Here is a 12,558-nt window from a genome sequence, read left to right as displayed (position 1 = left end):
GCCTCTATGCCTGTTCTTTCAACAGCTTCGCCGCCTCGATGGCGAAGTAGGTCAGGATGCCGTCGCCTCCGGCGCGCTTGAAGGCCAGCAGCGATTCCATCATCACCTTGTCGTGGTCGAGCCAGCCGTTGGCGGCCGCGGCCTTGAGCATCGCGTATTCGCCGCTGACCTGGTAGGCATAGGTGGGCACGCCGAAAGCGTTCTTGACCTCGCGCAGCACATCCAGGTAGGGCATGCCCGGCTTGACCATCACCATGTCGGCGCCTTCGCGCAGGTCGGCCGCGACTTCGCGCAGGGCTTCGTTGCGATTGCCGGGGTCCATCTGGTAGGTGAACTTGTTCGACTTGCCCAGATTGGTGGCCGAGCCCACGGCGTCGCGGAAGGGGCCGTAGAAGGCGCTGGCGTATTTGGCCGAGTAGGCCATGATGCGCGTGTAGATATGCTGGCGCGCTTCGAGCGCCTGGCGGATGACGCCTATACGGCCGTCCATCATGTCGCTGGGCGCCACGATGTCGACGCCGGCCGCGGCCTGCACCAGCGCCTGGCGGGTCAGGATCTCGACCGTGGGCTCGTTCAGCACGTAGCCGTCGGCATCGATGACGCCGTCCTGGCCGTGGCTGGTGTAGGGGTCCAGGGCTATGTCGGTCAGCACGCCCAGTTCGGGGAAGCGCCGTTTCAGTTCGGCGACGACGCGCGGGATGAGGCCGTCCGGGTTGGCCGCCTCGATGCCGTCCGGCGTCTTGAGCGCCGGGTCGATGACGGGGAAGAGCGCCATGACGGGGATGCCCAGCGCGACGCATTCTTCGGCCACGGCCAGCAGCGTGTCGGGCGAGTAGCGCACGACGCCCGGCATGGATGGCACGGGCTCGCGCACGCCCTGGCCTTCGATGACGAAGACGGGGTAGATCAGGTCGGCGGTGGTCAGCACATTCTCGCGCACCAGGCGGCGCGAGAATTCATCGCGGCGGTTGCGCCGTGGCCGGGCGGCGGGAAAATCGGCGGAAACGATAAAAGAGGTCATGGCACTACCTTAGGGGAAATCCAGTTTTCGATATAGGCGCCGGCTTCTTCGAGCCCGATCCGGTGCGTGGCCGAAAACGGCACGGTATACAGCGCGCCGATGGCGGCAAGTTGCTTGCGCACGGCGGTCACGGCCTTGATGCGCTGGCCGTAGGGGAACTTGTCGGCCTTGGTCAGCAGCGCCAGCACGGGGCGCCCCGTGGGGGCGATCCAGTCGGCCAGGCGCTGGTCCAGGGGGGTGACGCCGCGCCGTATGTCGATCAGCAGCACGATGCCGGCCAGCGAACTGCGTTCGCGCAGATAGCCGCCCAGGATATCTGCCCATTGTTCGTGGGTATTGCGGGCCACGGAGGCGTAGCCGTAGCCCGGCAGGTCGACCAGGAAGCCGAGCGCCTGGTCGGGATCGATGGGGTCGGGGATGCCGAACAGGTTGATCAGGCGCGTGCGCCCCGGCGTCTTGCTGGAGAAGGCCAGGCGCTTCTGGTTGGTGAGTACATTGATGGCCGAGGACTTGCCGGCATTGGAACGCCCGACGAAGCAGACTTCGGCCACCGTCGGCGCCGGCAATTGATCCAGGCGGGCCGCCGAGACGGTGAAACGGGCGCGGTGCAAAATGGACACGGAAGCTCTCGGGTCGGTTAATCCAGGCGCTATTGTATAATCGCAGGTTTGAAACAGTTGGTGTCTCTACTGGCGGCAGGGTTTTGCGCCGGGAATTTGCCTGTACTGTCTATATTATCTTGGTGGCGTTTACCGCCCGGATCGAATCGCGATCGTCGAGGTCTTTTCATGAAGCGTGTGCTTTCCAGTATGTTGGTTGCCAGCGGCTTGCTGCTGGGCTCGTCCCTGGTTTCCATCGGTCATGCGCAAGGCGCCGCCAAGCCCGACGCGGCCAAGGGCGAGCAGCTCTATACCCATGGCGATACGGCCCGCAGCATCATTGCCTGTATCTCCTGTCACGGAGCCGCCGGCAACAGCACGATTCCCGCCAATCCGAACCTGGCGGCCCAGCCTCACGAATACCTGGCCAAGCAACTGGGCGACTTCCGTCCCAAGAACGCCAAGACCCCGCCGCTGCGCCGCGGCGACAAGGGCGCCAACACGGTCATGACCAATTTCGCGTCCGCGCTGACCCCGGCCGACGTGCAAAACATCGCCTACTACCTGTCGCAGCAGAAGCTCGATCCCAAGACGGCCGCCACGGCGACCCATAAAGATACCGTGGCCCTGGGCCAGGATATCTGGCGCGGCGGCCTGCCCGACCGCAACGTGCCTGCCTGCGCGGGCTGCCACTCGGCCAATGGCGCCGGCATGCCGGCGGAATTCCCCCGCCTGTCCGGCCAGCATCCCGAGTACATCGCAGAACAGCTCAAGCTGTTCCGCAGCGGCGACCGCGCCAACAGCGACATCATGCATGACATCGCCGACCGCATGTCGGACGCCGATATCGCAGCTGTGGCGGATTACGCCGCGGGCTTGCGCTAGTAGGGTATTGAGCCGAGTCCGGCTGATGGGGCGGGATCCCCGGGCTGGACACCGGAAATAAAAAAAGGGGGGAGCTGTCGCCGGCGGCCCCCTTTTTTCTTGGCGCGGCGTCTCGCCCGTTTGTCCGGCGGAAACAGGCCGGACGGTCCGAGCCGGCGCGGCACGGCAGTATTTTTTGCGAATCGAAATGAGCCAGACCTATTCCTTGCGCCGTTGGGGCGCGGATTTCTTCGAACTGCTGGGTTCGATGCGTTTTGCGGTGAGCCTGCTGGTGTTCATTTGCGTGGCCAGCCTGATCGGCACGGTGCTGCAGCAGAACCAGGCGCCGGGCAGCTACATCGACCAGTTTGGCCCCTTCTGGTTTGCGGTTTTTGACAAGTTCTCGATCTGGCACGTCTACAATAGTTGGTGGTTCCTGCTGATCATGGCGTTCCTGGTGGTTTCCACCAGCATCTGCCTGATACGCAACTCGCCCAAGATGATGCGCGATGCGAGTTCGTTCCGGGAATACATACGCGGCAGCAGCCTGCGCTCTTTCCACCACCGGGTCGAGAGCGCCTCGACGCTGGCCCCGGCCGAAAACCAGAAGCGCGTGCAGCAGTGGCTGACGGGGCAGGGGTACAAGTTCAAGGTGCGCCAGGACGGCGACAGCGTGCTGATCGCAGCCAAAAAAGGAAGCGCCAACCGCTATGGCTATATCTTCGCCCATGCCGCAATCGTCGTCATCTGTATCGGCGGGCTGCTCGACAGCGAGCTGCCGATCCGGGCGCAGGTATGGCTGGGCAAGACGCCCATCACGCAGAACATGCTGATTTCACAGGTGCCCGCATCGGGCCGCTTGCCGGCCGCCAATCTCAGCTTCCGCGCCAATATGCTGGTGCCCGAAGGTGGGGAAAGCAGCAATGGCATCGTCAGCGTCAACAATGGCGTGCTGGTGCAGCCCCTGCCGTTCGCGCTCACGCTCAAGAAATTTTCGGTCGATTACTACTCGACCGGCATGCCCAGCAATTTCAAGAGCGATGTCGAGGTCACCGACCTGGCCACGGGCAAGAAATTCGACCGCACGATCAAGGTCAACGAGCCGCTGCACTATCGGGGCGTCACGGTCTACCAGTCCAGTTTCGACGACGGCGGCAGCAAGCTGCAGATGGTGGGGTATCCGCTGGCCGGGCCGAGCGACAAGCCGTTTGCCCTGGACGGGACGGTGGGCAAGTCCGCCGAGATCACCATGGGCAGCGGCCCGAAGGCCGGCAAGCTGGAGGTCGACCTGTCGGGCCTGCGCACCATCAATGTGGAAAACCTGTCGGGCAATGTGGCCCCGCAGCCCAAGCCTATCCTGGCCGAGGTGGCGGCCGTGACCGGCAGCGCCGCGCCGGCGCAGAACAAGAACCTGCATAATGTCGGCCCCAGCGTGCAATATCGCATCATCGGCCGCGACGGGCAGGCGCACGAGTTCAATAATTACATGTTGCCGATCAAGCTCGACGGCAATTCGGTGTTCCTGGCCGGGGTGCGCGACAGTTCGAACCAGAATTACCGTTATTTGCGCATACCCGCGGACGCCGACAATTCGGTGGCCGACTTCATGCGCCTGCGCGCCGCGCTGTATGATCCGGTGTTGCGGGCGGAGGCGGCGGGGCGGTTTGCCGCGCGCAACGCCAATTCCGCCATGCAGCAGCCCTTGTTGCAGAAGGCTGCCGAAGGCGCGATGGAAGCCTTTGCCCAGGGCGGGTTCGACGCTATCGTGCAGAAGGTGCCGCCCGACCAGCGCGAGAAGGTGCTGGGTTTTGCGGTGCCCATGGTGCAATTGAATCTTACCGAGCTGCGTGACGTCGAGCGCGAGAAGGCAGGGCTGCCTCCCATCCAGCACATGGGGCCGGCGGGCCAGGCCGCCAATAGCTGGATCCAGCTGGCCTTGCTGGCGATGGCGAATCTGCCCGATTATCCGGCACCGGTGTTTCTTTCGCTCAAGAGTTTCGACCATGTGCAGGCCAGCGTGTTCCAGGTGGCGCGCAGCCCCGGCAAGAATGCGGTATACCTGGGTTGCGTCCTGCTGGTGCTGGGCGTATTTTCGATGTTCTATATCCGCGATCGCCGGATCTGGGTATGGGTCAAGCCGCAAGGCCACGGCAGCGAGTTGCTGGCTGCCATGACTTCTCAACGGCGCACGCTCGATTTCCAGCATGAGTTCGAGCGTTTCAAGGACGCGATCAAGCGCCTGTCCACGTAAAGAGGTTTCTCTATGTCCGACACTACCATCATCAAGCCAGGCATTCCCATGTGGGAAGATGCCATGACGGCCAGCGGCGATTCGCGCGGCCATCGCGGCCGGCCGAATTGGTCCGATATCGTGTTTTTCCTGGTGCTGGCCGGGGGCGCGGCGTATGCGCTGCTGAATTTCAGCGCCGACATGGATTACTACGAGAAGTTGATCCTGTGCGGCGCGGTGGTGGTGTGCACTTGGCTGGGCTGGCTTTGGCGGCCTATGCGCACGCTGATGATCTTCAGCGGGCTGAGTGCATTGTTCGCCATCTGGCTGTACAGCAATGGCGGCGGGCTGGGGCAGGGCGACATCACGCGCTCGGAACATGTGTTTTTCCTGAAATATCTGCTGTCGTCGCAGTCGGCGATATTGTGGATGTGCGCCTTGTTCGTGCTGGCGATGATCTGCTACTGGATCGGGTTTTTCAGCACGACGGCGGCCTGGCTGGGCACGGCGCTGACGTGGTCGGCGGTGTACGCGGGCCTGACGGGCATGCTGGTGCGCTGGCGCGAAGGGCATCTGCTGGGGCCGGGCATAGGCCATGTGCCGGTCAGCAATCTGTATGAAGTGTTCGTGTTGTTCTGTCTGTTCACGGCACTGTTCTATTTGTACTACGAGCGTCGTTATGCCACGCGGGCGCTGGGCGGCTTCGTGCTGCTGGTGATCAGTTCGGCGGTGGTATTTTTGCTGTGGTATTCGTTCACGCGCGATGCGTATGCGATTCAGCCGCTGGTGCCTGCGCTCAAGAGCTGGTGGATGAAGCTGCATGTGCCGGCCAATTTCATAGGCTACAGTTCGTTCTCCTTGTCGGCGATGGTGGGTTTCGCCTACTTGATCAAGGAACACGGGCAGACGGTGTCACGTGCGAAGCTGGTGCCGGTGTTCGTGCTGGGTGCGGTGCTGTGCGCGGAACCGATGGTGTTCGGCACGAAAGAGGTGTCGATGACCTGGATGCTGTATTTCGGGCTGGCGGCGATCATCGTGGCGGGGATATTGGCGATGCGCAAGCCGATTGCGGCCAAGCTGCCGCCGCTCGAGATCCTGGACGACATCATGTATCGGGCGATTGCGGTCGGTTTTGCGTTTTTCACGGTGGCGACGATTCTGGGCGCGCTGTGGGCGGCCGATGCGTGGGGTACTTATTGGCAGTGGGACCCGAAGGAAACCTGGGCGCTGATTGTCTGGCTGAATTATGCGGCGTGGCTGCACATGCGTTTGATGAAGGGCCTGCGCGGCACGATGGCGGCGTACTGGGCGCTGGGCGGCCTGCTGGTCACGAGCTTCGCGTTCCTGGGCGTGAATATGTTCCTGGCGGGGCTGCACTCGTACGGGTCGCTGTAGTGCGGATGTGACGTCTTCTTGTTGTGATAAGGGCCCCTTTTGGGGCCCTTTTACTTGAGGTTTGCCGCTAGCTTTGTTTGCGTCGATTGTATGCGTCGCCGGGCTGGTTCTTGAGACGCGGCCTGGAATGGGGCATCTCCCTGCGGTTCGATACCCCACTCACCTCCGGGAGATGCCCCATTCCCTCCGCTCGAGTCGTAGACGGTTGAGAGAGTCGGGCGAGGGGCGGAGTTCTTCTCGAGGCAATACCGATTGCTTGCTTTTGTATGCGTCGCCGGGGCTGGTTCTTTAGGCGCGGCCTAGAACGGGGTACCTCCTTCCGGTTCGATGACCCACTCACCTCCAGGAGGCACCCCGTTCTCTCCACTCGTTTTGTAGGCGGTTGGAAGAGCGGCGGCGTGCTTGGAGGTCTTCTTACCAGGGCAGTGCCGATTCGCCGGCGTAGAGGCTTTCTACGGTTTCGCGCGGGCGCAGGACGTGGTAGCGGTCGCCGTCGACCATGATTTCGGCGGCGCGCGGGCGGGTGTTGTATTGGCTGGACATCACGAAGCCGTAGGCGCCCGCGGACATGATGGCGAGCAGGTCGCCCTGGCGGATGGCCAGGCGGCGGTCGCGCGCCAGCCAGTCGCCGCTTTCGCAGATGGGGCCGACGATGTCGTAGGTCTGGGCCGGGTCGCCGTCGCGCGGCTGTACCGGTTCGACGCCGTGCCAGGCGTCGTACAGGGTGGGGCGCAGCAGGTCGTTCATGGCTGCGTCGACGATGGCGAAGTTGCGGGCCTCGCCGTGCTTCAGGTATTCCACCCGGGTCAGCAGCACTCCGGCGTTGCCCACCATCGAACGGCCGGGTTCCAGCACCAATTGCAGATGGCCCAGGCCTTGCGCGTCCAGGCGGTCGAATACCTGGTCCAGCAGGGCCTTGGGCGGCAGCGGGGTTTCGTCCTTGTAGCGTATGCCCAGGCCGCCGCCGAGGTCGAGGTGCTTGATGTGTATGCCTTGCTCGGCCAGGCTGGCGATGAGGACCAGCAGTTTGTCGAGCGCGTCCAGGTAGGGGCCGGTCTCGGTGATCTGCGAGCCGATGTGGCAGTCGGCCCCCACCACTTCTATGCCGGGCAGGGCGGCGGCCTGGCGGTATACCCGCGGGGCGATGTCGATGGCGATGCCGAATTTGTTCTGCTTCAGGCCGGTGGAGATATAGGGATGGGTCTGGGCATCGACGTCGGGGTTGACGCGCAGCGACACGGCGGCCACGCGGCCCTCGGCCTGCGCCACTTGCGACAGGCGCTGCAGTTCGGCTTCCGATTCGACGTTGAAGCATTTGACGCCGGCCCGCAGCGCGGCCTGCATTTCTGCGGCTTGTTTGCCGACGCCGGAAAACACGATCTTGCCGGGGTCTCCGCCTATGGCCAGGACGCGGGCCAGTTCGCCACCTGAGACGATGTCGAAGCCGGCGCCGAGGTTCTTGAATTCGTTCAGGACCCCGAGGTTGGAGTTGGCCTTCATGCCGTAGCAGACGAGGACGTTGCGGCCTTCGGCGGCGGTCCGGTAGGCTGCCCAGGCTTCGCGCAATGCGCGGCGCGAGTAGACGTAGAGCGGGGTGCCGAATTCCTGTGCCAGCCGGGAAAGCGGGACGTCTTCGGCGTACAGCTCGTTGCCGCGGTAGGCGAATTGGGGGGCGACGGTCATGATGGGGCTGGCGTGACGGATGTAAGGAAAGTAGGTGCTGCGAAAAAGTGGCGATGGTACGGCCTGGGCCGGTCTACGATGCTTGGCCGCGGCGCCGGGCGCCGGGCTTGGTGCCCGGGGCGCGATGGCCGCACAGTGTAATGCAAGCCGCGGCACGGGCGGCCGGGCCGGCGGCTTATTTGACGGGTTGGCTGGCGGCAGGCGTGGCGGTATTGTCGCCCGTGCTGCTTTTTTCGGCCGGCAGTTGCACGCTTTGGGGCGGCTTGGTCAGGGACGCGTCGGGGGCGGGCGGCCGGGGCATGTACAGGGGGCCTTTGTAGCCGCAGCCGGCCAATAGCGCCAGCAGGAACAGGCCGGCTGCGATACGGGGCGTATGACGGGCTCGCGCCGGTCCGGAAGACGCTTGCATGAGGTGACTCCAAATGGACAGAATGGGTTCGCCGGGCGGGAGCCCGGCTTCGAACCTTAGAATTGTACTTTTTGCGTCTGGGCCGCGCCCTGGTCGCTCGGGGCCGCCTGGCCCTGCAGGTGGTTCAACAGATTGTTGATGCCGTCGTCGGGGTTGGTGCCGGGTGCGCCGGGGGCGGCGCCGTTGCTGCCGGGCGCCGGGCTAGTGTCCATGCCCGGCAGGGCGGGCAGCCCGACGCGGGCGATGGCCTGCCCGGGCGGGAATTCCGAGAAGTAGTAGTCGCCGTCGATCTTGCTCAGGCCCGAAGGCATGGGCCCGGGCGGGGTCTGCGGCTGGCCTTTCAGGGCGAAGCGCATGAAGTCCAGCCATATGGGCAGGGCCGCACCGCCGCCGGTCTCGCGCGAGCCCAGCGAACGCGGCTGGTCGTAGCCCATCCAGGCGATGCCCACGAGGTGCGGGGTGAAGCCGGCGAACCAGGCGTCGTGGGATTCGTTGGTGGTGCCGGTCTTGCCGCCGATGTCGTCGCGGTGCAGTTCGCGGTGCACGCGCGCGCCGGTGCCGTAGGTGGCGACGCCGCGCAGCATGTCGTCCATGACGTAGACCGTGCGCGGGTCGATGACGCGTGCGGCGGCGTCGCCGGCCACGGTGGGCTTGGCCTGCATGATGGTCTTGCCGCTGCTGTCGGTGACGTGATCGATCAGGTATGGGGGCACCCGGTAGCCGCCGTTGGCGAAGACCGAGTAGGCGCCGGCCATCTGCAAAGGCGTGACGCTGCCGGCGCCCAGCGCCAGCGGCAGCACTGCGGGCTGGCGGGCGCGGTCGAAGCCGAAGCGGGTGATGTAGTCTTGCACGTACTTGGGCCCCACCGCCTGCATGATGCGTATGGAGACCATGTTCATGGACTTGTACAGGCCCTCGCGCATGGTGAGCATGGGGTTGTATTCATTGCCGTAGTTCTTCGGCGTCCAGGGCTTGGAGCCGGTCTGCGCGGCGGTGAGCGAGAAGGGCTCGTTGGAAATCTGCGTGGCCGGGGTCAGGCCGCGTTCCAGCGCCGAGGCGTACAGGAAGGGCTTGAAGCTGGAGCCCGGCTGGCGCCAGGCCTGGGTCACGCGATTGAACTTGCCCTGGTCGAAGTCGAAGCCGCCGACCATAGCCTGGATGGCGCCGTCTTCGGGCCTGACGGCCACGAAGGCCGCCTGCACGGCGGGCATGTTGATGACTTCCCAGTAGTCGCCGTTCTTGTGGATATAGACCACCGAACCGCGCTGGATGCGCACCTTCTTGCTGGCGTTCTTGACCAGGCCGCGCGCCACCACGCGCAGGGCCCGCTTGTCGGTGATGTCGATGATTTCCTGCGAGCTGCGGGCCACCGTGATCTTGGTGGGCGAAGCCGACAGCACCAGGCCCATCAGCAGGTTGCCGCTGTCGGCGTATTTGTCCTGCAGGTCGTCGAGGATGGAATCGAGCTTGGCGGAGTCTTTCTCGACGCCGGCGGGCAGGTCTATGGTTTCTTCTGGCCCGGGGTAGGGCGAGCGGCGCGTGTAGTCGAGCACGCCGTCGCGCACGGCCTTGTAGGCCTGTTCCTGGTCCTGCGAGTTGACGGTGGTGTAGACGTTGAAGCCGCGCGAGTAGATGTCGTCCTGGTAGATGTTGTACATCAGCTGGCGCGCCAGCTCGGCCACGTAGTCGCCATGGATGGAGTAGCTGCCGTTCTGCGTGCCGGCCGACGATCTCAACTGGATGGGCTGCGCCATGGCCTGCTTGTATTCGTCGTCGGTCAGGTAGCCCAGGGCCTTCATGCGGCCCAGCACGTAGGCCTGGCGGATCTTGGCGCGCTTGAAGTTGGCGATGGGGTTGAAGCGCGAGGGCGCCTTGGGTATGCCGGCCAGCATGGCCGCTTCGGCGGGGGTGATCTCGGACAGCGGCTTGCCGAAATAAGTGCGGCAGGCGGCGGCGAAGCCATAGGCCCGGTGGCCGAGGTAGATCTGGTTCATGTACAGATCGAGGATCTGGTCTTTGGTAAGCGTGGACTCGATCTTGAAGGTGAGCAGCAGTTCGTAGAACTTGCGGGTGTAGGTCTTTTCCGAGGACAGGTAGAAATTGCGTGCAACCTGCATCGTGATGGTGCTGGCGCCCTGTGCCTTGGACATGTGCGTGATGTTGGCCAGCATGGCGCGCGCCACGCCCGACCAGTCGATGCCGCCGTGCTGGTAGAAGCGGTCGTCTTCGGCCGACAGGATGGCGGACTTCATGACGTCGGGGATTTCGTTGAAGCGCAGCACATTGCGCCGCTCTTCGCCGAACTCGCCGATCAGGACCTTGTCGGCGGTGTAGATGCGCAAGGGTATGCGCGGCCGATAGTCCGTCATGGCATGAAGGTCGGGCAGGTTCGGCCAGGCCAGTGCCAGCGCCAGCGTGCCCAGGAGTACGCCGCACAGCCCGAGCCCCGCGAAAAAGACCACTGCCTTCAAAAAGAAGCGCCCGATCCAGGAAGAGGGGCCGGACCGGGATTTATTGGGGGAGGTAGAAGAACTCATTACGGGCGATTTTAAGTCCAACGGGGGCGAGACCCGTGTTTACGCTTCGGCTTAATGTAACCGAATGCTGCGGCATGGCCGTCCGCCTCGGGTTTGCAAGTGGGATAATACACAAATGAATAACTCTTTATACGGGGGCGCCATGCCGGCGCAATCCACGGAAGCGGCTGCGGCGCCGGCGCCGCGGAAGGCTGCGAATACGCTATGCGGCGACCGTCCGATCTTTCTCGTCGGCATGATGGGGGCCGGCAAGACGACCATAGGCCGGCAGCTCGCCAAGCAATTGGGTCGAGAATTCCTCGACCTCGACCACGAGCTCGAGGCGCGCTGCGGCGTGCGGGTGTCGCTGATTTTCGACATCGAGGGCGAAGAAGGGTTCCGTCGCCGCGAATCGGCCCTGTTGCAAGAATGCGCGCAGCGCAACGACATTATCATCGCCACCGGGGGCGGCGCCGTGCTGGCCGAGGCCAATCGCCGTTGCCTGCGCGACCACGGCCTGGTCATATATTTGCGCGCCAAGGGTGACGAATTGTACCGCCGCGTGGCGCGCGACCGCGGCCGCCCCTTGCTGCAGACCGTCGATCCGCGCGGGCGCATCGCCGAACTCCTGGCCCAGCGCGAGCCCTTGTATGAAGAGGTGGCCAACCTGGTGTTCGAAACGGGGCTCATGCCCGTTCCCCAGGTGGTACAGTCGCTGATTCCGATGCTGCAGAAACACGAGACCGCATGATTACCACCGTAGATGTCGACACCCCGGGGGGCAGCTATCCGATCCACATAGGGTCCGGCCGCCTGGACCATCTGGCGCACAGTATTCCGCAGGACGCCACGGCGATCGCCGTCGTCACCAATTCCACGGTGGCCGCGCTCTACGCGCAGCGCGTGCAGGCCGCACTCGAGCAGACCGGCAAGCGCCTGGTACGCATCGAGCTGCCCGACGGCGAGTCCTACAAGGACTGGCAGACGCTGAACCTGATCTACGACGCGCTGCTGCGCAACCGGCTCGACCGGCGCGCCGTGCTGGTGGCGCTGGGCGGCGGCGTGGTCGGCGACATCTGCGGCTTTGCCGCGGCCACGTACATGCGCGGCATACGTTTCGTGCAGGTGCCTACTACCTTGCTCGCGCAGGTCGATTCCTCGGTGGGGGGCAAGACCGCCGTCAACCACCCCCTGGGCAAGAACATGATCGGCGCGTTCTACCAGCCGATCGCCGTCGAGATCGACATCGACGTGCTGGCCACGCTGCCGCAGCGCGAGATCTCCGCGGGCCTGGCCGAAGTCATCAAGTACGGCCTGATCATCGACGCCGATTTCTTCGCCTGGTGCGAACGCAATGTGGACGCCTTGCAACGGCTGGAACCGGCGGCACTCGCCTACGCCATCCAGCGCTCGTGCGAACTCAAGGCCTGGGTGGTGTCGCAGGACGAGCGCGAATCGGGGCTGCGCGCCATTCTCAATTTCGGCCATACCTTCGGCCACGCCATCGAGTCCGGCCTGGGCTACGGCCGGTGGCTGCACGGCGAGGCGGTGGGCTGCGGCATGGTGCAGGCCGCCGAACTCTCGCAGGCCTGCCTCGGCCTGGACAGCGCCAGTGTCGAGCGCGTGCGCGCCCTGGTGCAGGCCATAGGCTGCCCGGTACAAGCGCCCGATCTGGGCACCCAGCGCTGGATCGATCTCATGCAGGTGGACAAAAAGACCGAAGGCGGCACGCTGCGTTTCGTGCTGCTGCCTGAGATCGGCAGGGCGGTGTTCCAGCCGGCGCCCGAGGCTGCCTTGCAGGCGGTCCTGGAACGCGCCGCCGCGCATCCCGCCTGACTGAC

At 64.5% G+C, this 12,558-nt stretch carries 10 protein-coding genes; 5 read left to right on the top strand and 5 right to left on the bottom strand.

Features of this window, described 5'->3' with window-relative positions; translation table 11 throughout:
• Nucleotides 1-4: 4 nt before the first annotated feature.
• Both hemB and yihA read right to left on the bottom strand, forming a co-directional pair.
• On the bottom strand, nucleotides 5-1,021 hold the full coding sequence (gene hemB, locus KVP10_RS04290) for a porphobilinogen synthase (RefSeq protein WP_217963243.1): 1,017 nt from the start codon (nucleotides 1,019-1,021) through the stop codon (nucleotides 5-7).
• On the bottom strand, nucleotides 1,018-1,641 hold the full coding sequence (gene yihA / locus KVP10_RS04285) for a ribosome biogenesis GTP-binding protein YihA/YsxC (RefSeq protein WP_217963242.1): 624 nt from the start codon (nucleotides 1,639-1,641) through the stop codon (nucleotides 1,018-1,020). The genes hemB and yihA overlap by 4 nt, the downstream gene beginning before the upstream one ends.
• A gap of 168 nt (nucleotides 1,642-1,809) precedes the next feature.
• Between yihA and KVP10_RS04280 the strand changes: the two genes are divergently transcribed.
• The 3 genes from KVP10_RS04280 to ccsB all read left to right on the top strand — a co-directional run bounded on the left by KVP10_RS04280 (nucleotide 1,810) and on the right by ccsB (nucleotide 6,109).
• Nucleotides 1,810-2,505: a c-type cytochrome gene (locus KVP10_RS04280; RefSeq protein WP_217963241.1), complete on the top strand. Its 696-nt coding sequence runs from the start codon at nucleotides 1,810-1,812 to the stop codon at nucleotides 2,503-2,505.
• Between the two features lie 187 nt (nucleotides 2,506-2,692).
• On the top strand, nucleotides 2,693-4,735 hold the full coding sequence (locus tag KVP10_RS04275) for a cytochrome c biogenesis protein ResB (RefSeq protein ID WP_246600329.1): 2,043 nt from the start codon (nucleotides 2,693-2,695) through the stop codon (nucleotides 4,733-4,735).
• Between the two features lie 12 nt (nucleotides 4,736-4,747).
• A complete protein-coding gene (gene ccsB / locus KVP10_RS04270; RefSeq protein ID WP_217963240.1) occupies nucleotides 4,748-6,109 on the top strand; it encodes a c-type cytochrome biogenesis protein CcsB in 1,362 nt (453 codons plus the stop codon).
• Nucleotides 6,110-6,523: 414 nt separating this feature from the next.
• Here ccsB and lysA read toward each other — a convergent pair whose 3' ends face one another.
• From lysA to KVP10_RS04255, 3 genes are all read right to left on the bottom strand, one after another.
• Entirely contained in the window at nucleotides 6,524-7,792 is a 1,269-nt protein-coding gene (lysA, locus tag KVP10_RS04265; protein ID WP_217963239.1) for a diaminopimelate decarboxylase, read from the bottom strand.
• Between the two features lie 175 nt (nucleotides 7,793-7,967).
• Entirely contained in the window at nucleotides 7,968-8,201 is a 234-nt protein-coding gene (lptM, locus tag KVP10_RS04260; protein ID WP_217963238.1) for an LPS translocon maturation chaperone LptM, read from the bottom strand.
• Between the two features lie 56 nt (nucleotides 8,202-8,257).
• Nucleotides 8,258-10,738: a penicillin-binding protein 1A gene (locus KVP10_RS04255; protein ID WP_217963237.1), complete on the bottom strand. Its 2,481-nt coding sequence runs from the start codon at nucleotides 10,736-10,738 to the stop codon at nucleotides 8,258-8,260.
• Between the two features lie 115 nt (nucleotides 10,739-10,853).
• Here KVP10_RS04255 and KVP10_RS04250 point away from each other — a divergent pair, with 115 nt between their 5' ends.
• On the top strand, nucleotides 10,854-11,468 hold the full coding sequence (locus tag KVP10_RS04250; protein WP_217963236.1) for a shikimate kinase: 615 nt from the start codon (nucleotides 10,854-10,856) through the stop codon (nucleotides 11,466-11,468).
• Nucleotides 11,465-12,553 carry a 3-dehydroquinate synthase gene (gene aroB, locus KVP10_RS04245; RefSeq protein WP_246600328.1) on the top strand — a complete coding sequence of 363 codons (1,089 nt, stop codon included), beginning with the start codon at nucleotides 11,465-11,467 and terminating at the stop codon, nucleotides 12,551-12,553. The genes KVP10_RS04250 and aroB overlap by 4 nt, the downstream gene beginning before the upstream one ends.
• Nucleotides 12,554-12,558 lie beyond the last annotated feature (5 nt).

Origin of the sequence: Candidimonas humi (assembly GCF_019166065.1) — a bacterium.
Classification (GTDB): Bacteria; Pseudomonadota; Gammaproteobacteria; order Burkholderiales; family Burkholderiaceae_B; genus Candidimonas; species Candidimonas humi.
The sequence above is the reverse complement of the archived record's forward strand: the minus strand, read 5'-3'. Positions and strand labels throughout refer to the sequence as shown.

What these genes read in the sequence shown, in the direction of transcription:
- hemB (WP_217963243.1), bottom strand. Translation starts at nt 1,021, where the DNA reads ATGACCTCTTTTATCGTTTCCGCCGATTTTCCCGCCGCCCGGCCACGG.
- KVP10_RS04280 (WP_217963241.1), top strand. Translation starts at nt 1,810, where the DNA reads ATGAAGCGTGTGCTTTCCAGTATGTTGGTTGCCAGCGGCTTGCTGCTG.
- KVP10_RS04275 (WP_246600329.1), top strand. Translation starts at nt 2,693, where the DNA reads ATGAGCCAGACCTATTCCTTGCGCCGTTGGGGCGCGGATTTCTTCGAA.
- ccsB (WP_217963240.1), top strand. Translation starts at nt 4,748, where the DNA reads ATGTCCGACACTACCATCATCAAGCCAGGCATTCCCATGTGGGAAGAT.
- lysA (WP_217963239.1), bottom strand. Translation starts at nt 7,792, where the DNA reads ATGACCGTCGCCCCCCAATTCGCCTACCGCGGCAACGAGCTGTACGCC.
- lptM (WP_217963238.1), bottom strand. Translation starts at nt 8,201, where the DNA reads ATGCAAGCGTCTTCCGGACCGGCGCGAGCCCGTCATACGCCCCGTATC.
- KVP10_RS04255 (WP_217963237.1), bottom strand. Translation starts at nt 10,738, where the DNA reads ATGAGTTCTTCTACCTCCCCCAATAAATCCCGGTCCGGCCCCTCTTCC.
- KVP10_RS04250 (WP_217963236.1), top strand. Translation starts at nt 10,854, where the DNA reads ATGAATAACTCTTTATACGGGGGCGCCATGCCGGCGCAATCCACGGAA.
- aroB (WP_246600328.1), top strand. Translation starts at nt 11,465, where the DNA reads ATGATTACCACCGTAGATGTCGACACCCCGGGGGGCAGCTATCCGATC.